This window comes from Sorangiineae bacterium MSr12523 (genome assembly GCA_037157775.1).
In the GTDB taxonomy this organism is placed as follows: domain Bacteria; phylum Myxococcota_A; class Polyangia; order Polyangiales; family Polyangiaceae; genus Pendulispora; species Pendulispora brunnea.
The window spans coordinates 11,566,802-11,592,318 of sequence record CP089982.1 but is presented as its reverse complement, the minus strand read 5'-3'; the positions used below and the strand labels follow the sequence as shown (position 1 = coordinate 11,592,318).

The 25,517-nt window shown below is 65.0% G+C and carries 20 protein-coding genes; 12 read left to right on the top strand and 8 right to left on the bottom strand.

All coding sequences use genetic code 11. The features are described from left to right. Positions 1-54 precede the first annotated feature (54 nt). Positions 55-2,922 carry a TIGR03960 family B12-binding radical SAM protein gene (locus LZC95_45905; GenBank protein ID WXA93777.1) on the top strand — a complete coding sequence of 956 codons (2,868 nt, stop codon included), beginning with the start codon at positions 55-57 and terminating at the stop codon, positions 2,920-2,922. Here the strand turns inward: LZC95_45905 and LZC95_45900 are convergent. Beyond that, complete coding sequence (locus tag LZC95_45900) at positions 2,851-3,177, bottom strand: FHA domain-containing protein (GenBank protein WXA93776.1); 327 nt, start codon at positions 3,175-3,177, stop codon at positions 2,851-2,853. The two genes, LZC95_45905 and LZC95_45900, sit on opposite strands and share 72 nt — an antisense overlap. Before the next feature lie 144 nt (positions 3,178-3,321). Here LZC95_45900 and LZC95_45895 point away from each other — a divergent pair, with 144 nt between their 5' ends. Further along, positions 3,322-4,098 (top strand): TSUP family transporter, encoded by a 777-nt coding sequence (locus LZC95_45895; GenBank protein WXA93775.1) that lies wholly within the window; start codon positions 3,322-3,324, stop codon positions 4,096-4,098. 7 nt (positions 4,099-4,105) lie between these two features. Here LZC95_45895 and LZC95_45890 read toward each other — a convergent pair whose 3' ends face one another. The 3 genes from LZC95_45890 to LZC95_45880 form a co-directional block, all read right to left on the bottom strand. Further along, positions 4,106-6,049 carry a S41 family peptidase gene (locus LZC95_45890; GenBank protein WXA93774.1) on the bottom strand — a complete coding sequence of 648 codons (1,944 nt, stop codon included), beginning with the start codon at positions 6,047-6,049 and terminating at the stop codon, positions 4,106-4,108. Between the two features lie 227 nt (positions 6,050-6,276). Further along, positions 6,277-7,092, bottom strand: a complete 816-nt coding sequence (locus LZC95_45885) for a sigma-70 family RNA polymerase sigma factor (protein WXA93773.1) — start codon at positions 7,090-7,092, stop codon at positions 6,277-6,279. Between the two features lie 303 nt (positions 7,093-7,395). Then, entirely contained in the window at positions 7,396-8,238 is an 843-nt protein-coding gene (locus LZC95_45880) for an MBL fold metallo-hydrolase (protein ID WXA93772.1), read from the bottom strand. Positions 8,239-8,301: 63 nt separating this feature from the next. Here LZC95_45880 and LZC95_45875 point away from each other — a divergent pair, with 63 nt between their 5' ends. Genes LZC95_45875 through LZC95_45865 form a run of 3 tightly spaced genes read left to right on the top strand, consistent with a single transcriptional unit; the run spans position 8,302 to position 12,657 of the window. Next, on the top strand, positions 8,302-10,884 hold the full coding sequence (locus tag LZC95_45875) for a YdcF family protein (GenBank protein ID WXA93771.1): 2,583 nt from the start codon (positions 8,302-8,304) through the stop codon (positions 10,882-10,884). A 26-nt stretch (positions 10,885-10,910) separates the two neighbouring features. After that, positions 10,911-11,681 (top strand): type III pantothenate kinase, encoded by a 771-nt coding sequence (locus LZC95_45870; protein ID WXA93770.1) that lies wholly within the window; start codon positions 10,911-10,913, stop codon positions 11,679-11,681. Further along, entirely contained in the window at positions 11,671-12,657 is a 987-nt protein-coding gene (locus LZC95_45865) for an iron ABC transporter permease (GenBank protein ID WXA93769.1), read from the top strand. The genes LZC95_45870 and LZC95_45865 overlap by 11 nt, the downstream gene beginning before the upstream one ends. Positions 12,658-12,662: 5 nt before the next feature. On the opposite strand, the gene LZC95_45860 is transcribed toward LZC95_45865, so the two are convergent. Continuing rightward, positions 12,663-13,805 carry a hypothetical protein gene (locus LZC95_45860; GenBank protein ID WXA93768.1) on the bottom strand — a complete coding sequence of 381 codons (1,143 nt, stop codon included), beginning with the start codon at positions 13,803-13,805 and terminating at the stop codon, positions 12,663-12,665. A 200-nt stretch (positions 13,806-14,005) separates the two neighbouring features. Between LZC95_45860 and LZC95_45855 the strand changes: the two genes are divergently transcribed. The 3 genes from LZC95_45855 (at position 14,006) to LZC95_45845 (ending at position 16,464) form a co-directional block, all read left to right on the top strand. Further along, a complete protein-coding gene (locus LZC95_45855; GenBank protein ID WXA93767.1) occupies positions 14,006-14,731 on the top strand; it encodes a Crp/Fnr family transcriptional regulator in 726 nt (241 codons plus the stop codon). Between the two features lie 2 nt (positions 14,732-14,733). Continuing rightward, positions 14,734-15,354, top strand: a complete 621-nt coding sequence (locus tag LZC95_45850; protein ID WXA93766.1) for a hypothetical protein — start codon at positions 14,734-14,736, stop codon at positions 15,352-15,354. Positions 15,355-15,426: 72 nt separating this feature from the next. Next, positions 15,427-16,464 (top strand): M50 family metallopeptidase, encoded by a 1,038-nt coding sequence (locus LZC95_45845; protein WXA93765.1) that lies wholly within the window; start codon positions 15,427-15,429, stop codon positions 16,462-16,464. 109 nt (positions 16,465-16,573) lie between these two features. Here the strand turns inward: LZC95_45845 and LZC95_45840 are convergent, their stop codons facing one another. The 3 genes from LZC95_45840 to LZC95_45830 all read right to left on the bottom strand — a co-directional run bounded on the left by LZC95_45840 (position 16,574) and on the right by LZC95_45830 (position 21,007). Then, complete coding sequence (locus LZC95_45840) at positions 16,574-17,233, bottom strand: hypothetical protein (protein ID WXA93764.1); 660 nt, start codon at positions 17,231-17,233, stop codon at positions 16,574-16,576. 197 nt (positions 17,234-17,430) lie between these two features. Continuing rightward, on the bottom strand, positions 17,431-19,185 hold the full coding sequence (locus LZC95_45835) for a YfhO family protein (protein WXA93763.1): 1,755 nt from the start codon (positions 19,183-19,185) through the stop codon (positions 17,431-17,433). Positions 19,186-19,192: 7 nt separating this feature from the next. Next, positions 19,193-21,007 carry a hypothetical protein gene (locus tag LZC95_45830; GenBank protein WXA93762.1) on the bottom strand — a complete coding sequence of 605 codons (1,815 nt, stop codon included), beginning with the start codon at positions 21,005-21,007 and terminating at the stop codon, positions 19,193-19,195. Positions 21,008-21,132: 125 nt separating this feature from the next. Here LZC95_45830 and LZC95_45825 point away from each other — a divergent pair, with 125 nt between their 5' ends. The 4 genes from LZC95_45825 to LZC95_45810 all read left to right on the top strand — a co-directional run bounded on the left by LZC95_45825 (position 21,133) and on the right by LZC95_45810 (position 25,515). Continuing rightward, positions 21,133-22,113, top strand: a complete 981-nt coding sequence (locus tag LZC95_45825) for a hypothetical protein (GenBank protein WXA93761.1) — start codon at positions 21,133-21,135, stop codon at positions 22,111-22,113. Positions 22,114-22,312: 199 nt separating this feature from the next. After that, positions 22,313-23,356, top strand: a complete 1,044-nt coding sequence (locus LZC95_45820; GenBank protein WXA93760.1) for a hypothetical protein — start codon at positions 22,313-22,315, stop codon at positions 23,354-23,356. A gap of 551 nt (positions 23,357-23,907) precedes the next feature. Then, on the top strand, positions 23,908-24,390 hold the full coding sequence (locus LZC95_45815; protein WXA93759.1) for a hypothetical protein: 483 nt from the start codon (positions 23,908-23,910) through the stop codon (positions 24,388-24,390). 426 nt (positions 24,391-24,816) lie between these two features. Further along, complete coding sequence (locus LZC95_45810) at positions 24,817-25,515, top strand: hypothetical protein (protein ID WXA93758.1); 699 nt, start codon at positions 24,817-24,819, stop codon at positions 25,513-25,515. Positions 25,516-25,517 lie beyond the last annotated feature (2 nt).

Genomic DNA, 25,517 nt, shown 5'->3' with positions numbered 1-25,517 from the left:
CCATCATACCCCGCATGGGGACCGGGTATGTGCTAACGCTGCTGGATTCACCGCATGAAGGCCGTAGCCCCGCTGGATCACCCCTATGCCTCCTTCGTTCACGGCGTCGAAAAGCCGGCGCGCTACCTCGGAGGCGAATTCGGTGCGCAGAAGAAAGACTGGAGCGCCGTTCGCGCGCGCGTCTGCCTCGCGTTCCCGGATCTGTACGACATTGGCATGAGCCACCTCGGCTTCAAGATCCTCTACAAGATCTTGAACGAGGATCCGCGCACCCTCGCCGAGCGCTGCTATACGCCCTGGATCGACATGCAGAAGGAGCTGCGCGAGCGCGCGCTGCCGCTGGTGTCGCTGGAGAGTGCGCACGCCCTCTGTGACTTCGACGTGGTCGGCTTCTCGCTGCAGTTCGAGCTGACCTACACCAACGTGCTCACCATGCTCGATCTGGGGCGCATCCCTCTGCGTTCCAGCGATCGCAGCGACCGCGATCCCCTCATTTTGGCGGGCGGCCCCACGGCCACGCACCCCGAGCCGATGGCTCCGTTCCTCGACGCCGTCGTCATTGGCGACGGCGAGGAGCGCACGACGGAGGTCGCCCTCATGTGGGTCGACTTGCGCGAACAAGGCGTGCCGCGCAAGGAGCGGCTGCGCGCGCTGGCGAAGCTCGAAGGCGTGTACGTGCCCAGCCTGTACGAGACCGAGGTGGATCCCATCGGCGGTTTCGCGGCCGTGATTCCGCCGAAGGATCCCGAGCTGCCGTTCCCGGTGCGTCGCTCGCTCGTCGACGACTTGAACCGATTTCCCTTTCCGGACGATGGGCCCATCGGCGGGCCGGAAGCGATCTTCGACCGCATGTCGATCGAGATCGCCCGCGGCTGCACGGAAGGGTGCCGCTTTTGCCAGGCGGGCATGATCTACCGCCCCGTGCGCGAGCGCGATCCCGAGCAGATCGTGGCCACCGCGCTCGCCGCCGTAAAAAAGTCGGGCTATGACGAGGTGAGCCTCACCTCGCTGTCGACCGCGGACTACTCGTGCATTGCGCCGCTGATCAAAAAGGTGACCGACAAGCTGGTGCCCGAGCGCGTGAGCCTTGGTGTCTCGTCGCTTCGCGCGTACGGGCTCGAGGAGTCGGTGCTCGATGACATTCAGCGCGTGCGCGCCACGGGCGTCACCTTCGCGCCGGAGGCGGGCAGCCAGCGTATGCGCGACGTGGTGAACAAGAACGTCACCGAAGAGCAGCTGATGGCCACCGCGGAGCGCATCTTTTCCCGCGGTTGGACCAGCATGAAGCTTTACTTCATGATCGGGCTGCCCACCGAAGAGGAGAGCGATGTGCGCGAGATCCCGCGGGTTGGCGGGCGTGCGCGTGAGGTGGGGCGGCGTATCAAGAAGGAGATGAACGCGGGGGCGCCGTCGGTGACGGTGAGCGTGTCCACGCACGTACCGAAGCCGCACACGCCGTTTCAATGGTGCGCCATCGATGCGCCGGACAGCGTGAAGCAGAAGCAGCGCTGGCTCGCGGAGGAGGCCAAGCGGGCCAAGGTGGAGCTCAAGGTGCACGGCTCCGACGGCTCCTGGGTCGAAGCGATTTTCGCGCGCGGCGATCGCAAGCTCGCCGCGGTGCTCGAGCGCGCCTACCGCGCCGGCGCACGCTTCGATTCGTGGGACGACCAGCTCGACATCGACGCATGGCGCGAGGCCCTCGCCGCCGAGGGCATCGATCCCGCGCAGTACCTGGGCACCATCCCCGTCACGGCGCGCCTGCCTTGGGACCACATCGACGTCGGCCTGGAAGAGGGCTTTCTCGCGCGCGAGTACCGCAAGGCGCTCAAGAGCCGCCTTTCCCCGCCGTGCGGCAAGGCCGCGGGCATGTTCGTGCACCACACGAACCTCGCCGATGCCAACCAGGACCATCGCCGCCTCGTCTGTTACGACTGCGGCGTTGCCTGCGATCTCGACGCCATGCGCGATCAGCGCCTCGACTACCTGACGAAGTTGGGGGCGAAGGAAAAACGGGTGCTGCCGATCGTCGTCGCGCCTCCGCCGCCCGAGCCGGTCGTCGCCGCCGAGCCGAAGAAGCCCGCGAAAGGCAAAGGCCCGCCGCCGCGCATCGTGCAAGGCGATGCCCGCCGCTACCGGTTCGCCTACACGAAAATCGGCAGGAGCAGCTTCCTCTCGCACCTCGACTTGATCCGCGCCCTGCCGCGCGCCTTCCGTCGCTGCGATCTCTCGCTATTTTACTCCTCGGGCTACCACCCCAAGCCGGACATGATGTTCGCCCCCGCGCTTTCGCTCGGTGTTTCGAGCCTCGCGGAGATCGTCGACATCAAGCTCACCTGCGACATCGATCCGCGCGAGCACCTCGAGGCCCTCACGGCCGGCTCGCCCGAGGGCGTTCGCTTCTTCGCGGCCGCGCATCTTGGCCCCAAGGATGCCGCCGTCTCGCGCACCATCGAGGCCGCGCGCTACGCCGTCTGCATCCCGCGCGCGGTGCTCGCATCACGTGGCGGAGAAGCGTGGCTCCACGAGCGCGCCGCCGCGCTGCTCGCCTCCACCGAGTGCCGCGTTCTTCGCCGCATCGAGAAAATCGGCAAGTGGGTCGACGTTCGCTCCTTCCTGCGCACGCTCTCGGTCGACGATCCCATTGCGGCCCGCGCCGCCGTCGATGCCGGCTTCGTCGGCGATCTCGTCCCGGTCCTCGTCGACTTGGACATTCGTCCCAATGGCACCGCCAAAATCGCCGAAGTCGTCCAGGCCCTCTCGCCGGACGACCCGCTCGACTACGTCGCCGTGCGCGCAGGCCTGGGCATCTTCCGTGACGGCGTACTCGTCTCGCCGGTCGATGCCGTGACCTCAGTTGGCGGCTTCGATGCGCTCGACGTGGATGTGCGTCGTGCCAATGCGGATCTCATCGCCCACGCGTAAGCGGCAGCGATTCACGCGGGCTCCGTTCACCCACGTACCGCTGTTGGTGCCGAGATCAATCAAAGTAGGCCCGTCCTCGCGCACCTCCAAGACGGCGTGCGTGCGCGACGCCGTGGTGTCGTCGATGCTCAACTGACTGCGGGGATCGGTACCAATGCGCAAGACCGGGTCGCGAAGCGTCACGGTTTTCACCAACCGCTCGCGCCGGTAGACGCTGAGCGTGACCGCGACGTGCGTAGAAGAGGACGCCGTCATGTAGAAGATTCCATTTTAGTCCAGCTCACTTTCCGATGCGGCCCTATGAATCAGCTCGACCGAAACTTCCTCTTCCATAGTCCAAAGTTACGGTGGGAATGAAAACTCCTTCCTCTTCCGTGGTTTTGCGCCTGCGAAACATCGATGTCCGTTCTCCCAAGTATCGGCTCGCCTGAAGCGAGCATCGTTTTTCTCGTTCTTGCCGCCTTCTTTGCCGGGGTCGTCGACTCCATCGCCGGAGGGGGCGGGCTCATCACCTTACCGGCGCTGCTGGCCACGGGGCTGCCGCCGCATCTGGCACTGGCCACCAACAAGGGCCAGTCGTCGTTCGGGGTGGTGGCGTCGTTCGTCTCCTTTTGGCGGCGCGACGGCATCGATCGCGATCGCGTGCCGGTCGCGTTTCTAGGTTCGATGCTCGGCGCGATCGCGGGCGCGCTCCTGGTGATGGCGGTGCGCCCCGAGCCTCTGCGGCCGCTGGTCATGACGCTCCTGGTGGTGGCCGCCATCATCGTGGCCATGCCGCGGCGCATGCGCCCGCAGGTCCGCGCGTGGAAGAACCCCAAGGCGGTGCTCGCGGGCTTTGCCCTGGCCATCGGCTTCTACGACGGGTTTTTCGGCCCTGGTGCGGGCTCCCTGCTCATCGTGGGCTTCACGATGCTCTTCGGCGACACGCTCACCCGGGCCTCGGGCAACGCCAAGACGATCAACCTGGCGTCGAACCTGACCGCGCTCACCCTCTTCGCGGTGCGCGGCAATGTCATCTGGCACATTGCCCTGCCCATGGCGGCGGCCAGCGCCGCGGGGGCCTTCGTCGGCTCTCGGCTGGCCATGCGACGCGGCGATCGCTTCGTGGGCGCCGTCGTGTTCTGCGTGGTGATTGCCATCGTGGTGAAGCTCGGCTCGGACTTCGTCCGGCACTAGCTCGGCTTCAACGCGCGGCGGGCTTGGAGGCCGCGGAGATGCGCGGGGGGCCGCCGCCGAGAACGTGCAGGGCGCGGCAGACGTCGGGATCCTTGCAGGGCCCCACATGGCCACCGTGCGAGGGCCAGGTCATGAGCTTCGCGGCCTCGAAGCGTGCGACCATCTGGCGGTTGCGCACGTCGGGGCCTCGCCACGTCGGGGGCGAACCAGCGAGCTTCGCCTCGCTCTCGCCCGAGGGATCCTCGTCGGGCAAAAGCGCGAAGGGAAAGCGCAACGTCGGCGTCAGACCGACGCGCTGCACCGCCGAGCCATCGGGCAGCGCATAGAGCAAGGTCGTCAGACGAAGCACGCCCGCGCGCGCATCGTCATCGGAGTACTCCTGCGCGCAGCCTTTGCCGTAGGTCGGGCGCCCCACGCTCGGCCCGCGCCGGTATGCGGTCAGTGCGCCCGAGATCATCTCGGCGGCGCTGGCCGTGTTGCCATCGACGAACGTGGCCACCGGCCCCTCGAAGCGCTCCGACGGAGGAGGCTCGGGCGCGCGCTCCATTTCGAGGCTGCCGTCTTGCCGCTTCATCGGAAAGAGCGGCGCATTCGGCAAAAATGCGCTCAGCGCGTGGATGGCCCCGTCGGTGGAGCCGCCGCCATTGCCACGCAAATCGAGCACGATGCCCACGGGCGGACTCGATTGCGCGCGCTCGCGCACGATCGTATGCGCGAGTTGCTCGCCCAAGTCGTCGCGCACCTCGCGGATGGTCACCACCACGATGGATCCGTCGCCATACGGGATGCGCTCGGCCGGCAAGCCGACGTGCATCTCCTCACCACCACCGGTTTCGGTGCTGGCCTCCGGATCGAGCTTGAGCGCCTGCGGCGTCGCATCGCCCTGGCGCAGCACGATGGCCTCCGTCGGACGGTGCGACGCCGCCACCACGATGGCCAGTTGTTGCAACTGCTCCATCGCGAGCCCTGCCGTGCGCACCCCGCCCAACGCAAGCACGGCATCGCCATCGCGCATCGGCGGGAGCGCGCCCGACTCGATGCGCGCCCCCAAAGCCGTGCGCCCGATCTTCTCCCACAGCGAAGCCCGCGGGTGCGAATCCAGGTCGAACTCGTAGATGCTCGCCTCTTCCTCCAGAGGCGCCCATCCGCCGTGGGGGTCGACCAGCGGAACATATGCACGTACCCCGGCGGCAAGCAGCACCCGCGACCAGGCGTCGGCGTTCAGATCCGGAAAAAAATGCTCGCGGGCAGCCCGCGCAAATGTGGCGCCGCTGGTTCCGAGCAGGCGCTCACCTGCTCCTACCCGCTCCCCGAGCAGCACCGCGAACGTCGATGCTTTGGGCGACGGGCTCGCCCCGTCGGCAATGGGCTCGAATACGGCGGTATCGATGGACATTTCTGCGCCGGTCATCGCCTGGCGCTTCGCCTCGAACTCGCTCTGCAGGTCGTGAACCCAGCGCTCCAGCCCGCGTCCGACTTCCCGCGCGGCGGCGCAGTCCCCGTGCTCATGCTCGAGCTCGCGCAAAAGTTCCCGGCCATGCCGTTCGATGGCCGTCGCCACCGGGCTATCGGGCGCTGCACTCCACAGGCCGTGCGGATCGAGCCAGTCGATCACGGCATCGGCGAACGCCGCCGCGCGGATGGGCGCGGGACGGTACGCGAGCATTTCGCGAACCTGCGAAACGACACTTCGTGCTTCCTCGCACGAAAGCTCCGAGGGTGCGCCGGATGGAACGCGAAAGGATGTCGCCTGTCCCTCGTCTTGCTCGAACAGGCCGCTGGGGCTCTGCGCACCCGGGCCCGCATCCGCAACTTCTGCCGGGCCCCCGAAAGTGACCACCCCTACGTTCACCGGAGCCGGAACAGGGTGGCGTGCCCCCAGCCAGATGGCCCCTGCGGCCACCGCCAAAAACAGTCCCACCCCTATTCGGCGCCGCGATCCTCCGAGCATGCAAAAGCTGCTTCGAAGCCTAGCAGGCTGCCTTTCTACCTTCCAGAAACAGACCCGCCCCCACCCCTAACCTCTTTTTCTCGTATCGGAGCCCGAATTCCTCTCCCGCCGTGGGAGGGAGCTGACGCCTCAGGATTGAGTTCCGTCAGCACCCTCCCGCGACGAGCCAGGATCTTCAATCCATCCATCCGCGAGAGAGAGGGCAGGGGTGGGGGAGTGCCATCGAACTACATCGCTTGCGCGTGCTCGCGCATGCTCGCGAGGCGATCGCGAAGCTTGCCGCGGGCGCGCTCTTCCAGCTGACGAACGCGCTCTTTGCTCACGCCGAGCATCTCGCCCAGCCGCTGCAGCGTCACGGGATCGTCGTTCATCAGCCGCTCCTTTACGATGAGCAGCTCACGTTCGTTCAGATGACGAAGCGCATCGCGCACGGCGCCCGCAGCGCGATCGCGAACCTCTTGCGCGCCTGCAGCTTCTTCGGGATCCGGTCCCTTGGCTGCCATGCGCTCCACCACCGGCGTGGTATCGGCGCCCGAGGCGTCCAGACTCATTTCACGCCCAGCGAGCAGCGGCATGAGCATTTCGACGCGCTCCGGCGACAGACCGGACAAGCGCGCAAGCTCTTCGGGATCGCGCTCCTGCGTGCGGTAGGCGCGAAGTGCGCGGCGCTCGGCCTTGGTCGTTCCCAAACGAACGACGCGGTAGGCACGCACGACGTACTCGCGAATCTCGGCGCGAATCCAGTACGCCGCATAGGTCGCGAGGCGAACGTCGCGCTCGGGGTCGAACTTCTTCGCGGCCCGCAAAAGACCGAGATTTCCCTGTTGAACGATGTCCTCGAGCGGGATTCCCCACCGTCGGTATTCAAGGGCAATGGCAATCACGAAGGGCAGGCAAGCCTCGACGATCTTCTCCCCCGCACGCTTCTCGCCCGCAATCCAGCGACGCGCAAGATCCCGCTCCGTCTCACGATCGAGCGGGGCAACCGAGGCAAGACTCTCCCTGTAAGCGCGCAACGACGCGCCGTCGAACACGGAGCTCATAGACTCCTCCACTTTCGAGGTCCGGGGCGATCTCCCGAGGAGCCGGACCCGCGAGACCCTTTTGCACGGGCGATGCCATCGCGATTAACGCGGGTTTCTAGCGATCGGTCCAAGGTGCAGCGAAGTGTTCGCGCAACGCGCGACGACGTTCACGAAACTGGACGCAAACGTTGCGCGGTCCATGTCGATGGACCCTTCACGCCGAGAGAGACGACCCTATAGGGCCGCGGTTTCGCGTTCTTTCACGCCGTTAAGGTCGGCGGGCGTTGCCTTCCATCTCGTTATAGCGTTCGACGGAGAACGCTACGGTTCGATGGAAAGGCCTTCGTAGGCCGCCACCGTATTGGCGAACCACTCGCGGCATCGCCGCTCTTTGTCGCGGACCGCCGCGTCGCTCTGACCGGGATCGTGATGAAAGAGCACCAATTTCTTCGCGTTCGCCGCCTTCGCCAGCTTGGCTGCCTCATCTATCGTGCTGTGACCCCAACCCACCTTGGGTCCGCCTGTGCCTGCCGTCCCAGCGTACTCTTCCGGCGTGTACATCGCGTCGTAGATGAGGACGTCAACGTCTTTTGCGAGCCTGCAAAGCTTGGGGTCCACCACCGAATAGTGTTCGGTATCCGTGGCGTAGACGGCGGAGCGGCCCTTGTGCTCGAAGCGGTAGGCCCAAACCCCGTTGGGGTGGTTGCCCCGGCAGGTCGTGATGCGAAACGCACTGCCGTCGCCGGAGTCGATTTCCAGGGTCTGCCCCTCGTAAAGATCCGCGAAGGTCATCTTCGCGCCCATCTCCGAAAGGTGGACGGGGAAGCTCGGGTAGTCCATCTGGCCGGCGAGCGTCTCTTCGAGGGTGCGCGAGACGTTGTTTCCGCCGTAGAGGTGAATGTGATTGCCTGGTACGAACGCCGGCGCGAAGAACGGAAAGCCTTGAATGTGGTCCCAGTGCACGTGGCTGAAAAAGATGTGGGCCGTGATCGGCATCTCTTTGAGCAACTTTTGCCCAAGAAGCCGCAGCCCCGTGCCGCCGTCGAAGATGACGATGGCCTTGCCCGCGCGGACCTCGAGGCAGCTCGTGTTGCCCCCGATTTCAACGGTGTCGGGACCGGGCGTCGGGATGCTCCCGCGGACTCCCCAGAACGTGATCCGCATGCAATCTAAGGAGATAAGCCCCTTACGCGCAGCTCGTCAATCGCTACATGGACGCTGGGCGTCGTGACGGAGCCCGCGATGGTCGTCCTTGGTTGCAAGGTCGTTTTCGATGGCGGCGGCAAGCTCACGGGCGCGGCAGGACGCCGCGCAAATGCGGCAGCGCAGGCGTGGAGGCCACCCGTGGTCGTTGTCGTGAGCGGCGGGCGGATGTGGAATGGGGTGGTGGAGGCGGATGCGCTGGCAACAGCGCTGGTCGAACGTGGTGTGCCAAAGGAATACATCGTGCGGGAACGCTGCTCGTTTCATACGGTCGACAATGCGCGCTTTTCCTCCGTGCTCTTGGCGCGGCGAGAAATTCGTGAGGTTTCGCTGGTGACGTGCGACTGGCATCTGCCGCGCGCGCGCCGAATTTTCGAACGCCAGGGGCTCGCCGTCGTGCGCGAAGTGCCGGCGAAGTCGCCCGAGCGGGGCGTGCGCCATCGCGTCTGGCGTTGGGGACGCGAGCGCGTGGCGGAGTGGCTCGCGCTATGGAGCACCCTGGCGCTCGCGTTGGTGCTCGGGGGCTGCAAAAAGAGCGAAGCGCCGGCGCAACAAATGGAGGCTTCGGTCGATGCCGCGTTGGAGACGCCGGCGGAATTTGCCGTGCTCGATCGCGCCGCGGATCGACGGCGCGCGTCCGAGGTGCCGCCGGTGGCGCTCGGTCATGCCGATGTGCGGGTGCGGCGGCGTGCGGCCCGTGCGCTCGCGCGCATCGCCGACGAGGCGAGCCTCCCGGGCTTGCTGCGCGCGGTGGCGGATCAAGACGAGGACGTGGTCGCGTGGGCCGCGTACGGCCTCGGGTTCACGTGCAAGGGGCACGAGGAGGCGCACGTGAACGCGCTGCTGACCCGCGCGGGGGCGTTCCCGGACGGTGGCACGCGTGCGACCGTGGGCGTCGAAGAGGCGGACGTGCGGATCGCGCTTCCGCGGGCGCTCGGGAAGTGCGGCGGGGCGGCGGCGGAATCGCAGCTCGTGGCATGGGTGAAGGCGCGCGGGGCGTGGGCCGAGGGCGCGGCGCAGGGCTTGGGCGATGTGGCGAGTCGCGCGGGATCGCTTCCGGGCGGTGCGATATCGGCGGCATCGTCGTTGAACGACGAGGCCATCGGCGCGCTGCTCGACGCCGCATCGTCAGTGCCCTCGGCGCTATTTGCGCTGGGGCGCATCAAGAGGCTGCCCGATGCGTTCGCGCCGCGGCTGCTGGAGGTGGCGCGCGCCTCGTTGCCGAATGCCACACCGGAGCGGATCTTCACGGTGCGCGCGCTCGCGCACGCCGGCCCTGCGGCGGCGGGCGAGCTCGCGAAGATCGTACGCGAGCGCAGTTTTTCGGCTGCGGAACGCGCCGAGGCCGCGCGTGGTTTCGGTCTGATGGACGCACCGGGCCGGGAGGCCGCGGGCGAGGCCATCGCGGATCTCGGGCGGCCGCTGACGGATCCGATGGCGCTCATGGCGCTCGCGGGCGACGAGTTCGGCGTGCTCACGACGCTGCTGGATGCATTGCATGGCGAGGCGCCCAAGGCCGCGGAGCCCGCGTTGAAGGCGCTCGCCGCGCTGAACGCGCCGGGCGAGGTGCCCAAGGTGCTCGCGCGCAGGCTGGCGGTGCTTCGGTGCGCCGCGGCGGGGGCGCTGGCCAAGGATGCGTACGAGAACGAGCTTCTCGCGCGCTGCGATGCGAAGGGGACGCCGGTGTACGAGCAGGCGCGCCTCACGTCGCTGCTGCGCAAGCCGCTCGCGGGCGAGCGCAAGAATGCGTGGCTGGCCCTGACCAAGAGCGAGAACCTCCGCGTGCGCGAGCTTGCGCTGGAAGCGCTGGAAGGCCACCCCGAGCTGGGTGACGCCGCCCGCACCGCGGTGATGGCCGCCCTTCGCTCCGGCAAGGCGGGCCTCGTGGGCACGGCGTCGGACGCGATCGTGGCGCATCCGGAACGCATGGCGGGGGTGGGCCCCGCGCTATCGGAGGCCCTCGACGTGCGCTGGGGCGAGGATCTCCTGGAAACGCGCGCCGGGCTGCTCGATGCCGCGGTTGCGCTTCGCCTGGAGCGGGCGCGCGCCGTGGTGGAGGCGGCCTGCAAGGAGCCGAATGCGATGTTGCGGCAGCGTGCCTCGAAGGCGCTGGCCAAGCTGGGGGCTCCCGCGTGCTCGGGGCCGGCGGCCGAGCCTTCCCTTGCGCCAGAGCTCGATCATCTGGCCACGCAGCCGACGAAGGTCGTCTTCGAGACGGACGCGGGGCACCTCTCCATCGTGTTCGACCCGACCCTCGCGCCGGTGACCGCGACGCGGCTGGTGGCGTTGGCGCAGAACGGATTTTTCAAGGAGATGCTCGTGCACCGCGTGGTGCCGGGCTTCGTTGCGCAATTCGGCGACCCTGGAGGCGATGGCTACGGCGGATCGGGTCGAACGCTTCGCTGCGAAACATCGCCTGTGCCGTTCGAGCCGCTCTCCGTGGGAATGGCCCTTTCCGGGCGCGATACGGGCTCGAGCCAGATTTTCGTGACGTTGTCGCGCACGCCGCACCTGGATGGGCAGTACACGCGGGTCGGTCGTGCCGAGGGGGACTGGGCGGCGGTGGCCCAAGGTGATGTTATCCACGACGCGCGCGTGGAGCGGTAGCGCGAGAGGAAGGCAGAGGGACTTACATGCTTTTGACCATCGACGTGGGGAACACCAACATCGTCTACGGTCTGTTCGAGGACAAAACGCTGGTCCACCAGTTCCGCGTCGAATCGGACCGCGGACGCACGGCCGACGAATACGCCGTCGTGTTGCGGCAGCTGCTCGCGATGCACGACATCGCGCCGGGCGACATCCACGCGGCCATCATCGCCAGCGTCGTGCCGGCCCTCACCGAGCCCATGGCCCGGCTGGTGAAACGCGCCTTCGGCTCCGAGCCCCTGGTGGTCGGCCCGGGCATCAAGACCGGGATGCCCATTCTCTACGAGAATCCGCGCGAGGTCGGCGCCGACCGCATCGTGAATGCCGTGGCGGCGTACGAGCGCTTCAAAGGCGCGGTCATCGCCGTGGACTTCGGCACCGCGACCACCTTCGACATCGTGACCCCCAAGGGCGAATACCTGGGCGGCGTCATCGCCACGGGCATCCAGTTGAGCGCCGAGGCTTTGTTTGCCCGCGCGGCCCGGCTTCCGCGCGTCGAAATCGTGGCTCCGCCGCGGGTCGTGGGCCGCAACACCGTGCACTCGATGCAATCGGGCATCGTCTTTGGCTACGTGTGCATGGTCGACGGCCTGGTCGATCGCATCCGCGACGAGGTGGGCTACCCGGCCGACGTCATCGCCACCGGCGGACTCGGCTCGCTCATCGCGCCGCTGTCGCGGACCATTGGGCACTACGACGCCGACCTGACCATGGTCGGCCTCCGGCTCTTGCACGAGAGGAACAGTGGGCCTTAAGGCCCTCGCGACAGGACTTGCGCTGCTGGTTCTCGCGGTGGTGCTGGCCGTCACCTTCGGGGCCGAGCCCATTTCGCTCGCGCGCGCGGTCACCGAGCCCGACTCGCTGGACCGCACCATCGTGCTCTCGGCGCGGCTTCCGCGCGTGCTTCTCGGCGTGGTCTCGGGCGCGGGCCTCGCGGCGGTGGGCGTCGCTTTTCAGACCTTGCTGCGCAACCCGCTGGCGGAGCCCTTCGTCCTGGGCGTCTCCGGCGGGGCGGCGTTCGGTGCGACGGTGGCCATCTTGTCCGGCATCGCGGCGATCACCTTCGTAGGCGCCTCCCTCGTACCCTTGGCCGCGTTGGGCGGAGGCCTCGCGGCGACGGCCATCGTCTACGGCGTGGCGCGCATGAGCCCCGGCGCCCACGCCACGAGCATTCTGCTCGCGGGCGTCGTGGTGAACGCCATCGCGGCCTCGGCGATCACCTTCTTGAAGACGCTCATCAGCGCCGCCAAAGCGCAGGAGCTCCTCTTTTGGCTCATGGGCTTTCTCGACGTGCCCTCACCGGGCGCGCTCGCCTCCGTCGCCGGCTACGTGGCGCTGGGCAGCGCGATTCTCTTGATCGACGCGGGCAGGCTCAATCTTCTCGCGCTGGGGGACGAACCCGCGCAGCACCTCGGCGTCGACGTGCGCGCGCTCGAGCGGCGCACCTTCTTCGCGTGCTCGCTGGTCGTGGGCGGCATCGTCAGCGTCACGGGCCTCATCGGCTTCATCGGCCTCATCGTCCCGCACGCGCTGCGCCGCCTCTTCGGCCCCGACGTGCGCGTCATCCTCCCCGCCTCGCTGCTCGCAGGCGGGGGAATTCTCGTTCTCTGCGATCTACTGAGCCGTGTGCTCTTTCGCTTCCTGCACACCGAGCCGCCCGTCGGCGCCGTAACGTCGCTTCTGGGCGGCCCGCTCTTCCTCTTGCTGCTGGGAAAACGCGTCCGCGTTTAGGCGGCTTACTGCCCGCCGCCAGCCTGCGAGAGGGCTTGCTGCTGCTGCGCGAGCATCTGCTGCAGGGCGCGCGAACGCTGGATGGCGAAGTCTTTGACCTCGCGGTTCGGCGACGTCGCGAGCTTGTTGAGCAGCGCAGTGATCTTGGCCATGTCGCGCATTTGCACGAGGGCCTCGAAGTAGTTGTGCGCGAGGCGCACGTCGCGCTGCATCTTGGCCTCGTGCGGGGCGAGCACCTTGATGACCTCCGCGAGGTTGCCCGCCTGCCCGTAGAGGGCCGACAGACAGAGGAGCGCGAGCACGTCGTCGGGCGAGCGGCTGACGGCCTTCTTCGCAAAGTCGATGGCCTTGTCGCGCGTCTTCTCGTCGCCGGCGTAGAAGCCCTGCAGCGCCACATACGGGGCGGCGGTGCGGCTGTTGACCGGGGCGTTCGCCAGTTCTTCGACCTGGGCGACGGCCTTCTCCTCGCCTTCCGCCTCACGCAGGAAGTTCGTCAGGTAGGCCCAGGCATCGACCGAGTTCACGTCGATCTGAATCGCGCGCTCCACCGCCTCGCGCTCCATCTTCGCGTCCTTCTTCTCGTGCGCGAGCTTGGCGAGGTGCAGCGACGGGAACGGGCTGTCCTTCAACAGGTTCTGCGCGCCGCGAAGGGTGGCCTCGGCCTTGTCGAACTTTTCCTGCTGCATCTGCGCAACGCCGAGGGCGAGCCAATCCTCGCCTTCGCCGCCGAGGGCGACGATCTTCGCGAGCACGGTCTCGGCCTTCGCGTGGCGGCCGTACTCCATGAGCTTTTGCGCGTAGATGCGGCCAGGCGACGGATCGTCCGGGTTCGGATTCTCGCGCCAGTGCTTCTCGAGACCAGTGAGCAGATCTTCCACGCCGATGACGATGGGACGGCCTTGATCGTCCTGAACTTGGACCGGCGGTCCGTTCAACCCGAGCAGCTTCCACACCTCGTCTTGGGTGAGGGCGACGGGACCGTCCACGATCTTCTTTTCCACCGGCGCACCATTGGGGCCGAGCGGAATGAGAACGAGGGCGTTGCTGGGAATGCCATTCGGAAACGCGGTGACGGGGGCCAGGATGGCGGCGCCGCCTTTGAGCGCAATGCCCGCCGTCTGTTCCGCTTCGTTGCTGCTCTGGGTCATGGTCTCGACCTTTCTGGAATGGGGCGGCAAGCTACCACAAGGCACAAACTTTGGTTACCGATCCCAGCCCTCTCGATGCGCCACCCCGGATTGGGGGGTCCCAGGGGGGAAATTTTCTTCTGGCGGGAGGAAAACCAGCTCTTCATGCTCCGGCTTGCTGTGGCCGGGCCGCGGAGCATATTTCTTGAAAAGCTTATCTCATGGCGAAGGCCCCCTTCGACGTCGCTGCAGAGCTGCGGCTCGTTCCCGGTCTGGCGGAAGTTGGCGCCGATATCCTCGAGGAGCTGGCCGCGAATGCGAGCCATCGCGTCGCGCACGCCAACGTGACCTTGCTCGCCCAAGGTGCACCGTCGCCCCACGTGATCTTTCTGCTACGGGGCGCCGTGAAAATGGTGCGCCAGCCCGATCGCGAGGACGCCGACCCCATCGTGCTCAGTGTCCTGCGGGCGCCGTGCCGCATTCCGGACTCCTCGCCGGTGGGGGAGGAGCCCGCCGTGGCCAGCGTGGTCACCCTGCGCTCGTCGCAGTTCGTGACCATCGGCAATGCGGCATTGCTCGAGACCCTGGGCCGCTCACCGGCACTCGCGCGCTATTGGCTGGCCCGCGCGGCCGAAGACGCGCGTACGTACGTACAGCGCATCGACGAATTGGTGTCGGGGTCGGCTGACGAGCGCATCATTCGCGTGCTCGATGGTCTAGCCCGCGCACACGGTACGCCTCTTGGGCAGGGGCGCTTTATCGCCATTCCTCTGCGCCGACGTGATATCGCACACATGGTCAACGCAACGACGGAGACGGTCAGCCGCCTACTTGCGCGGCTCGAACGTGATGGCCGAGCACGTAGCACCCGTGACGGCATTTGGTGGCTTCCTGGTCCGCGTGCGTCGATCGGAACCCCACCCGACGATCTGAAAGGGAGTCAATGAGGATGCCCAAGCTCCGCACCATCGGAAGTGTGTCAGCAGCAGCCCTTCTCGCCGTATTCGGCGCCGGTGAATCCTCCGCCATGGCGGACGACACCATCAAACATCCGGGCGATCATCCGGACTACAAAGTCGAGATCGAGCCCCACGGGACGCTTGCCTTCGCGAATCTTTACGGCAACGGCTACGACGGCAGCAGCACGGGCTTCGGCGCTGGCGGGCGCTTTACGATCCCCGTCGTGCAGAACGGATTCATCCCGAACATCAACAACAACGTCGGCGTCACGTTCGGGCTCGACTTCGTGCATTACAGCTGCGACTACCGCTTTCCTGGCGGCGGCAAGTACGACTGCAGTGCGAACTTCTTGTTCTTCCCCGTCGCCATGCAGTGGAACTTCTTCGTCGCCGAGCGCTGGAGTGTTGCGGCCGAGCCCGGATTGTACATCTACCATGGCTTTTTCGACGACCCCTGCAAAGGCACGGGATTCAGCTGCGATGGCCCCACGAGAACCAGTGTTCAACCGGCGTTTTACGCGGTTGGCCGGTACCACTTCAACGAGAAGACCTCGCTGACGATGCGCATTGGGTACCCGACGTTTTCCGTCGGCGTGTCGTTTTTCATGTAGCGGCTTCGTTAAGGGAGGAGCTGCAAACGGCTCGGATGGCGTGAAGGAGCGGCACGTTTTAGACTGACGCCCATGTCTGTTGCCACCACCGTCATTGCTGTGCTTGGTCTCGCCGTCCTCATGGTGGTCCACGAGGGCGGTCACTACCTGGCCGCGCGGCGATACGGGATGCGCGTCATCCGATTCTCGATCGGCTTCGGCCCGACGATCTGGAAGCATCGCCCCAAGGGAAGTCCGACGGTTTTCCAAGTCGCGGTCATTCCGTTCCTCGCGTACGTGCAAATCGCGGGGATGAACCCGTACGAGGACAACGATCCGAAGGACACGGAAAGCTACGCGAACGCGTCGCTCTGGGGGCGCATCGTCACCATCGCCGCCGGGCCGCTCGCGAATTACCTGTTTGCCTCGGTGCTCATCTTCATTGGCCTCCTGGTCAGCGGCCGCACGCACGCCGACGACGTGAGCATGCGGGTCACGGTGATGCCGGACAGCCCGGCCGCCATTTCGGGCATGCGCGAGGGCGACAAGGTGCTCGCCGTGAACGGTGAGGCCATTCACAACTGGGACGAGCTTCGCCTGGCCGTGGGCAAGCACCCCGGCGAGGCCATCGATGTGCTCGTCGAGCGCGACGGCCAGCAGGAGACGAAGCGCCCCGTGGTGGCGCCCAAGGGCGAGAAGTACGAGGGCAAGATCCAGATCGGTACGCCCATCATCGTGCTCACCTACGGCCAGGCAGCCATGGTGAGCGTCACCGAGCCGGTTCGGGTCGTCTATGATTTGGTGAAGGGCCTGGCGCTCTGGATCAGCGGGAAGATCAAACCCGAGCTGAGCGGCCCCGTGGGCATCGTGAAGCAGGTGAGCGGCGCCGCGAAGAATGGCGCGGGCGACTACTTCAAGCTTCTCGGCGCTCTGAGCGCGTACCTAGGCGGCTTCAATCTGCTGCCCATTCCGGCGCTCGACGGCGGGAGGCTGCTCTTCTTGCTCTTCGAAGCTGCCTCCCGCCGCAAGCCCGACGCCAAGGTCGAAGCGCACATTCACGCGGTGGGTTTGCTCATGATGCTGACGTTGATCGCGGTGGTGACCTACACCGAGATCATGCCGAAGCACTGAGAGAGGGTTTAGGGTTTAGGGTTTGGGGTTTAGGGTTTGGGGAGAGAGAAGCGGTTTCTCGCTCCTGATCCTTGACCCTCATCTCTCGGATTCGTCTCTTCCCTAACCCCTAAGATTCGCGCTTGCGCAGATCGACGGCGATGTACACGGATTGCTCCGGCGCGATGAAGCGCCGGAACACGCCGCGCGTACCGTCGTCGCTCACCTCGACCAGCTCACCCGGCTCGGGGTCGACGTAGACGAGCTTCGGCTTGTCGCGGCCGGAGAGCGACTGCGCAAACACCTTGGTCGAGGCTTCGCCCTGCGTGCGAGCCGAGTAGATCGCCAGATCCGGTTGCTTGCGCGGCAAGAGCGGTACATCGCGATCGAGCGTCTCGTCGGGGGTCAACTCCACGCGCCGGTGCGTGCTGACGTCGTAGCGGTAGAGAGAATAGTTGCCCTCGCGCTGGCCGCGCATCGCATCGGCGACGAAGAGAACGTGCTTGCCATCGGCGGTCACCGTGAAGCCGGTGATGTGTTCGTTCGGCTCCGAGATCGGCTGCGGCGCACAGGTGGCGCAGCTCACATCGTGAAGGTGAAGCCGTACGGTGTTCTCGCCGGGAAGCATCTCGATGCGCGCCACGGGCGAGAGTTGCGCAGCCGGTCGTGCGTCTTCGACGTTCCGCAACTGCGCCTCGTTCTTGTCCTTGCGAAGGAACGCACCGAGGCCGGCCAAAGCGACCATGGGCAGTACAACGGTAGGGAGCAAGCGCTGCATGGTGAGGCTCATCTGATAATCCTTTCGGGTGCCTGACGAAGCGCTCGGAAAACAGCCGCGCTTCGTGCGGCGTACTTTCACTGCGTTCGCGCGAGCCTTCGGATTAATTTCACATCACTTCGTCGCGCGGTTTCCGTTAACGCTGCGCCGCCAATATCGAGTCCCCATGTCGGGGACGCGCAACGTTACTGTGTCAATTCCGAGCAACTCTACGAGAGTGATGCGAGCCGTTGATGTCGCTTCCGTCGCGCATCCCAAACGAAATACGCCACCACGGCGGCGGTACCCAATCCGGAAAGGATGAATCCCGCGGTCAAACCGATGGGCCAATAACGAAGGTGCACGTGATGGCGGCCTTCGGGAAGCTCCAGCACGAGTTGCCTGTTCACCTCGATGAGCGTCCCCACGTCGGTGCGCCACCCGCGGTCGTACGAAGAATTGACCAACACCCGCCCCGGCCGTGTCAGCACGGCATCGATGGTGAACGTGTTCTGCGTGCGGTTGCCCACTTCCACGACGACATCGCGACTAGCCCCACGCGCCTGCGGCACATCGCCCTCCCAGAGAGGCGCCCCGTTGTAAAAGGAGCCCCACTCGCCCCAACAGTCGAACCGCCCGCGATTTTGCTGGGGCTGATCGATGAAGGGCGCGAGGTTGGGACCGCCGTAATAGAGTCTCGTGGACGGCTGCGGGTGCGATTCGGGTGCTTGTGGCCAGCGCGTCTCGATCCAGACGAGGCTGGTGCTAATCAAATCGCCGACACCTACGAAACCCATCGCGACGATGAAGGCCCCGAGCGTCGCCGCGTTGGAGGGCATTTTTTTCTGCGCGAGACGGCGGAGTCGATCGATGGCGATGCCGCAGAAGGCTGCGATGAAGAGGCTTACCTCGCAGCGAAATCGGGCGGGCACCCGCATCTCCTTGAACGGGAAAATGTGCTCTTTCAAGATGGACCAGGGAGCCCACGGCGCGAAGTGGCCGCACATTAGTACGAAGGCGAGAACGAGAAGCGCGAGAAGCCAAGCGTATTCCACGCCCGCGAGTACGATTCCGACCAATCCGAGTAGAAGAACGATAGGGCCCAAATACGACCAATATTCGGGCCATACATACGTCTGCCCTGGTGCGCCCCAGGCATGCTGGCGCGCGAGGAACATGTCACGCAACGTCGGCCACGTGAGGTAGTCCGTCTCCGGTTCGAGGGCGCGCGTATGCGAGCGGAGCTGCGCGATGAGTGGAAACAATCGCGGAGCACCCACGATGAACATGATCACGACGACCACGGCGGCCGCACGCCCGATCGGGACGAGGCGCCTCGCCGGCCAAGCGCGGGTCAGGGTTTCGGCTGCGAGGAAGAGCGCGAGGTGCGGTATCGAATACGTGCCGGCCTCGTAGAACATCCACGCGACGAGCGCGCCAAGCCCAGCGGCCGCACGTAGATCGATTTCGGCTCGGCGCCACAAGAGGATCGCCAGCGGCAAGTATTCGAACGAGGCGAACGAAAGGTGGCCGGTCGATGCATGCTGCTGATGAAAACCGCAGAAGGCCCAAACCGATGCCGCGAGGAAGGTGGCCACGCGCGTGAGTCGAAGCTCGTGCCGGCCGAAAAGCCACATGGCGACGAAGCCGAGCGCGCCATGGATGATGTGCCAAAAATAGACCTCCGCCGTGGTCCCCAGAAAGAGCATGGGCCAGAGCAGCGGTGCTGCTGTGGGCTGCTCGGGGTTGTCCCATAGCGGATTGCCGCCACATTCGTAGGGATTCCAAAGCGGCAATTCGTGATAGCGAACGACGCTCACCCGCGCGGCCTCGATGCCCTTGTGGAACATCTGGCCATCGCCGAACTGCGTTCGCGGGTAATTGCCCAGCATCGTGTACCAGGCGAAGATGCTCATCCCGACGGACAACAGTCCGAGAAGGACGATGCGCCAGCGGAGCGAAGGGATGGGCGGTTCGGGATCCATGAGGGGCCTAGCGGCAGTTGGAGCGCGGTTCGGTGGCGCGTTTTTCATCGTGGGCAGCCTCACGGTCCCAGCGCACGATCCGTTCGAGATCGGCCAACTGGTACCATAGACAGGGGCCCCGTGGTCCGTAGCGGTCAGCCTCTTCCCGCGCGTGGGCGATGCGGTCGTTTCCCTTCGGCTCCCATGACTGCGACATGTTGCGTGTGTCGTGCGCGCCGTCGCCGCCTTCGTCGGAAGATGGCGCACTCAAGGCGCCCTGCAGCCCGATGAAGGCGACCGCCACCGTGATGCCCAATCGAACGAGGTACGCTCGAAGCGTGTCGCTCGCCCTCCAGAGCAGAATCAAAAGCAATGGGCCGGCGAACCCGATGCCGAGCACCACGACGAAAACGTTCGGCCCTTCGAGGCCGAGGAGATGGCCCACGTGGTACGGGACGAAGCCTGCGCGCAGGAACGGCAGGGCAATCTGCACGAGGGGTCGCGTGACCGATTCGGGCAGCGTATTGTAAACGAGCGCCACGAGGCCAATGGTGATGGCGCTCGCGAGGGCAAGGCCAACTGCTACACCGCGCGCCACGGTGCGCCGCCATCCGTGCGGCGCGATGGCCTCGAGCGCGGTGACGGCTCCGTACGCGAAGAATGCAGGCGCCGCACCGAGTAGCCGCGGGCCAATCGTCCAACCTCCTCGCCACACGGCCGCGGCACTCGCCGTCAGAAAGAAGACGAGCATGGTGAACATCCACACGAACGTGGACAGCCGCCGATGCCATCGAAAGTGCTTCGTCCCGTGGACGACGAGCAACCCGAAAGGAATCGCGAGCAAACCGAGCCACATGAATGGGCTGGTGCCGAAGAATCCGAACGCGTGGCTTAGGGATAGATCCTTGAAGGCGTCCCAATCTGGCGCGGCGATGCCGTACAAGCCCTGATGGTGCTTCTGGGCGAGCCCCGGGTCGTCGACCATGCGGTGCCCCGGCGTGAACGGGCTGCCAAACGCACGCCATTGGAACAGCATCAAAAGCGCGACATCGATGGAGCCGCCCGCGATGAGCGCCAGCAATCGCGTCGGCCGCCAGAATGCGCTGAGCGCGTAGAGGCCGAGAAGGCATGAAACGGGGAACGCGTGGTACTCGAACAGTGTGGTGAGCCCCGCGAAAAATCCCGCCAGGAAGGCACGCGAGGTGCGCCGTTCACGCGAACTGGAGGACCGCGCACGTTCCATTTCCGTGATGGCAAACGAAGTGAACGCCGCCGCACCGCAGAGTGCATGGCTCACGTACATCAACGAGTACGCGAGGTAGTTGGTCCCCAGGCCGACTGCGGCAACCGCCGAGAGGCGATAGATGGAATCCTTGCTGATGTGGCGCAGGTATCGTTCGAAAAATACGAGGAAGATGAACGCCGGGATCTGAACGACGAAAAGTCGCAATGTGAAGGTGGACGCGCGCAGCCAAAAGGCGCGCTCCTCGGCAGGCGACCCCCGCGTGGGTACCGGGTGGCCAAAGAGTGGCGCGATCTTGGTGAACGCCCAATACACCGGGATCCCTGCGTAGCTGATGGCGGGCGCCTTGACCGAATAGTGGTGCGGAGGCTCGTTGGGCACAGGCGAAGGGACCGTCGCCATGTCGTTGGTCCACCCCTGACGTTCGACGATCCGGTCCGCTTGGAAGGTGTGGTCCTCGACGAGCGCCATCGTCATGTACGTCCGCGCGTTCTCGTTGGGGTTGTTCACCCACGCCATGTACGGGAAAACGCACGTGTAAATGACGGCCAGAAGCACGAAGAACAAGCGGGTGGCTCGTTTCGTGCGCGGGCTCGGCATGGGGCTACTTTCTAGCGGCTCTTGGCCCCTTGGCGCGAGCCCCATGTGAAACAAGGTGGGGATCCGCCGCCGCTCCTTGCCGTATTTGGCGAAACTGGCAGTGCGGAAGGGTCGAGTGGCTTGTCATGAATCCTACCGGCTATCGGCGTCTCATCGCTCTGCAGCTTCTCTCGGTACCCGCCATGATGGCGCTATCGTTCCACACCGGCTGCTCCGCGCAGTCCCAGGACGAGGTGGCGACGGTTTCGGCAGAGGGCCGAACGTTGCGTGAAGGCGTCCTCGCGTGCGACCCGACAGCGCCCTTTGGCCAGCCTAGCGTCGTTTCCATTGGCCCACACAGGGATGGGGGTACGCGGACGATCCCTGGCGATAAGACGAGTGCCCGTCTGACGCTGGACGAGACCACCATTTACATCGACACGCAGTACCAGAACGAGTCTTCCAAAGGAGCCTGGGACCTGGTGACCGGACAACGGTCATCCAACACCACTTTCGCGCAGGCGACGTGGCTCCAAGGCCTCAACTCGCCGCAGGCGGACCGGTGGCCCTCCATCTCCGACGATAATCTCACGCTCGTCTTTGCGTCGGACAGGAACCAGCCAGGTACGAGCCGGATCTTCTTATCGAAGCGAAGCAGCACGTCGGCGCCCTTCGGGCTCCCGCAGGAGATCTCGGGTCTGCCGCCAGGCTCTCTGGACAGTCCCTATTTGCGCGGGAATGAACTTTGGTTCCAGGCGCCGAACGGGAACGGCGATATCTACCGGGCCCCATTGACGAACGGCACGGCCGGTCAGGTCACGCCTGTGACCGAGTTCAATACATCAGATTCAGAGATTTCGCCGGTGTTGAGCGCCGACGGACTCGTCGCCTTTTTCGGATCGTCGCAGTCTATCTCGGACGGCGGTACCGACGCCGGACCACCGAGGTTCCGCATTTGGACGGCCAGTCGGAAGAGCACGAGCGATCGCTTCCCTCTACCCACTCTGGTCGCCGAGCTTATGAGCTCCGCGGATCAGTGGCCCACGTGGCTCTCTTCCGATGGTTGCCGTTTGTACTTCGTCTCCGCGCGAGGGGGAGCTCAGTTGGTTTACGTTGCCGCGAGATGACGGCAGTCCTTTTGCGAGTCCAACCCGAGTCGGTTCCTCGACGACCACACGGTCGTGTGCGTCCGCGCGTTTCTCGGTGGGCTTGTTCACTCCGCCATGTACGGGAAAGTGTCCGGCTCGAAGCACGAAGAACCTGCGGGGCGCTCGTTTTTTACGCGGCTCGGCATGAGACTACGGTGCTCTTGCCTCGCGTCCCGCCTTGGCGTACGTCACGTGCATCTGGATGAAGCTCGGATACGGTCGGCTGCTCGCGGTTCTTGGTGTCGTGACGTCGGTGGCAGTGGTCGGTATCGATCTGGGGTGTTCGGACGACGACCCCGCAACGGCTACGCGCGATGCGGGGCCCCCCGATAGGATCATTCCGCCTCCGCCGTTGGGCGATGCCGGTGATGCAGGGGATGCAGGAGATGCGGGGGATACCGCCGATGCGGGCGATGCCGCGGATGCATCCGATTTTCCGTGCGATACGAGCAAACCCTTTGGGGAACTGAAATACGTCTACGGGCGCTCCAAGTACAACGTGTTCGGTGGGCGGTTCACGGCGGACGAGAAAACGGTGTTCGTCGCCATGGCGCCCGTACCTTACGCGTACGACTTGGCTTACATCACCCGTGAGGATCGGAACGTGCCCTTCTCGGGCCCTCCGACGTACCTTTCCGAGCTCAATACGACGAAATACAACGAACAGTGGCCATGGGTGAACGCAAAGGCGACGACCCTGTACTACACCGCCAACCGAGATGGTGGACCCCTCGACAACTGGGGGCTATTTCGTGCGCGCCGTGTCGATGGCGGCCAATTCGGCGAGCTCGAGAGGATGAGTGATGCCTTCAACATCCCGGGGGATTTGGGCGGGCCATTCATCTTGCGAGGCTCCGAATTATGGTTTCGCGCCAACGGCGAGATCTACCGAAGCCTCCTCGAAGATGGCTATGTCGCTTCCAAGGTGAAGGGCATCAACGACGAAACGGCGGACGATGATGATCCCCTTCCGAGCTCGGATGGGAAGCTCGTATTTTTCGCATCCAATCGCTCGGGAAACGGTGCGCGCGGGCAGCACGACATCTGGGTCGCCAAGCGGAATACAGAAGGCGACGGCGTGGAAACACCCACGAACGTCAGTGAGCTCAATAGTGAGTACAGCGACTGGCCGACCTGGCTGTCCGAGGATGGTTGCCGCATCTATTTGACTTCCAACCGAACCGGAGAGCGCGTGCTCTACATGGCCGAGCGCCCGAAGTAGGACCGCCCGGCTTCAACGACGAGCGACACACAGCTCCCGTAGGCATCTTGCATGCGCTTCGGTAGATTTGCCTCGCAATGAAACAACGCTCGCGACACCTCGTTGCCCCGGCACTCATGCTCATGGCGGGGGTTGCTGGTTCGATGCTCGACAGCGGATGCTCGAATGGCGATGAGTCCGCGGCGACTGTACGGGATGCCGGCTCGGATCGCGAAATCGTTCCGCTCCCTGACTGGGATGGCAACATTCCTCCATGTGATACGAGCAGACCTTTTGGGTCGCCGACGAAGCTATTCGGAATCACCGGAAAGGACGTGCACAGTCCCAGGCTCTCTCCGGACGAGCGCACGATGTACTTTGCGGCCACTCCGGCGAGGGAGGTTCAGTATGACGTCGGATACGTCACCAGGCTGGATCGAAATAGCGCTTTCGGCGATCCGGCTTGGCCCAAGAACATCAATACGACGGACCGTTACGAAATATGGCCTTGGGTGAATAGCGACGGTACGTTCCTTTACTTCGGATCGAATCGTACTCAAGACAGTTGGAAAATGTACCTTGCGACTCGGCCGAATACATTGGTCGAATTCGGCAGCCCGTCGGAGGTGGCCGTCCCGAACTCCACCGGCCAGATTACGTGCCCCTTCCTACGCGATGGAGTCGATATTTGGTATACGGCCAACACCGATATTTACCGCAGTGCTCTGGTAAACGGTTATTACCAGCAGGGGCAGCCGGTGTCCGAGCTCAATGACCCCTCGTCCCACGAAGAGGGGCCTCTGCTCACCCCTGACGGATTGACGATTTTCTTTACGACCGATCGCAGCGGTGCGAATACGCAGGGACAGGAAGATATCTGGACCGCAGAACGAACGAGTCCCACCGGCACGTTCTCCGCTCCGAAGCCGGTCCCCGCATTGAACTCCAGTGCGGGTGATTGGGCCGGGTGGATCTCTCCCGACAACTGCCGTCTTTACATGAACTCCGATCGCGACGGCGTCCGCACGGTCTACGTTGCGGAGCGCCCTCGCTGATCCCAGAGTCTCCGGAAGATTCTCGCTAGCGACTCGGCTTCGTACTTGTCATCGCTGAAAGGCGGAACGAACGAGCTCGCTCGGCAGGCGGAATCGCACGCTGTTTGACGAAACTTGGCGGCACGGAGGGCCGATTTGATTGTCATGAATGCCACCGGCTACCATCGCCTCATTGCTCTGCAATTCGTTACGTTACCGGCCATGCTGGCAGTGTCGCTCCACACCGGCTGCTCCTCGCAGTCTCAGGACGAGATGCGGGCGGTCTCGGCAGAGCGCCAACCCTTGCTCGAAAGTGTGGCCGCGTGCGACCCCAGGTCACCGTTTGGGGCTCCCAATCGCGTTTTCGTTGGCCCACACAGGGACGGCGGTACGCGGGTGATCCCCGGGGATATGACCAGCGCCCGTCTAACGCCAGACGAGGCCACCATGTACGTCGACACTCAATACCAGAACGAGTCTTCCAAAGGACTTTGGGACCTGGTGGTCGGACAACGGACGTCCAGCACGAGCGTTGGCAAGGCGACTTGGCTCGAGGGTATCAACTCGCCCCAGACGGACCGGTGGCCGTTCATCTCCGCTGATAGTCTCACGCTCGTCTTTGCGTCGGACAGAGGCCGGCCGGGCAAGAGCCGGATCTTCCTATCGCGGCGAAGCACCACATCGGTGCCTTTCGGACCCGCACAGGAGATCTCGGGTCTGCCGCCGGGCTCTCTGCAGAGTCCGTATTTGCGAGGGAATGAACTTTGGTTCCAAGGGCCGGATGGCAATGGCGATATCTACTGGAGCACGCTGACGAATGGCATGGCGGGTCCCGCGACACCAGTGTCGGAATTGAACTACGCAGCGACTCCTGAGATTTCGCCGGTTGTCACGCCGGAGGGTCTACTCGCGTTTTGGGCCAGCGCGAACCATGAAACGGATGGCGGTCCCCCGTCTGGTCGTTCCGATTTCGATATTTGGCTCGGCACGCGGGGAAGCCTCGACGAGTCCTTCTATGTTCGCAAAGTAACCGAACTTAACAGTGAGTCGAACGAGTGGCCCACGTGGATCTCTCCCGATGGCTGCCGTTTGTACTTCATCTCGAAACGCGAGGGCGCCCAGTTCGTCTACGTCGCCTCCCGATAAGC

Bases quoted from the DNA above. Each gene is read 5' to 3' on its own strand.
- LZC95_45905 (WXA93777.1), top strand. From the start codon at position 55: ATGAAGGCCGTAGCCCCGCTGGATCACCCCTATGCCTCCTTCGTTCAC.
- LZC95_45900 (WXA93776.1), bottom strand. From the start codon at position 3,177: ATGACGGCGTCCTCTTCTACGCACGTCGCGGTCACGCTCAGCGTCTAC.
- LZC95_45895 (WXA93775.1), top strand. From the start codon at position 3,322: ATGTCCGTTCTCCCAAGTATCGGCTCGCCTGAAGCGAGCATCGTTTTT.
- LZC95_45890 (WXA93774.1), bottom strand. From the start codon at position 6,049: ATGCTCGGAGGATCGCGGCGCCGAATAGGGGTGGGACTGTTTTTGGCG.
- LZC95_45885 (WXA93773.1), bottom strand. From the start codon at position 7,092: ATGAGCTCCGTGTTCGACGGCGCGTCGTTGCGCGCTTACAGGGAGAGT.
- LZC95_45880 (WXA93772.1), bottom strand. From the start codon at position 8,238: ATGCGGATCACGTTCTGGGGAGTCCGCGGGAGCATCCCGACGCCCGGT.
- LZC95_45870 (WXA93770.1), top strand. From the start codon at position 10,911: ATGCTTTTGACCATCGACGTGGGGAACACCAACATCGTCTACGGTCTG.
- LZC95_45860 (WXA93768.1), bottom strand. From the start codon at position 13,805: ATGACCCAGAGCAGCAACGAAGCGGAACAGACGGCGGGCATTGCGCTC.
- LZC95_45855 (WXA93767.1), top strand. From the start codon at position 14,006: ATGGCGAAGGCCCCCTTCGACGTCGCTGCAGAGCTGCGGCTCGTTCCC.
- LZC95_45850 (WXA93766.1), top strand. From the start codon at position 14,734: ATGCCCAAGCTCCGCACCATCGGAAGTGTGTCAGCAGCAGCCCTTCTC.
- LZC95_45845 (WXA93765.1), top strand. From the start codon at position 15,427: ATGTCTGTTGCCACCACCGTCATTGCTGTGCTTGGTCTCGCCGTCCTC.
- LZC95_45840 (WXA93764.1), bottom strand. From the start codon at position 17,233: ATGAGCCTCACCATGCAGCGCTTGCTCCCTACCGTTGTACTGCCCATG.
- LZC95_45835 (WXA93763.1), bottom strand. From the start codon at position 19,185: ATGGATCCCGAACCGCCCATCCCTTCGCTCCGCTGGCGCATCGTCCTT.
- LZC95_45830 (WXA93762.1), bottom strand. From the start codon at position 21,007: ATGCCGAGCCCGCGCACGAAACGAGCCACCCGCTTGTTCTTCGTGCTT.
- LZC95_45825 (WXA93761.1), top strand. From the start codon at position 21,133: ATGAATCCTACCGGCTATCGGCGTCTCATCGCTCTGCAGCTTCTCTCG.
- LZC95_45815 (WXA93759.1), top strand. From the start codon at position 23,908: ATGTACCTTGCGACTCGGCCGAATACATTGGTCGAATTCGGCAGCCCG.
- LZC95_45810 (WXA93758.1), top strand. From the start codon at position 24,817: ATGTACGTCGACACTCAATACCAGAACGAGTCTTCCAAAGGACTTTGG.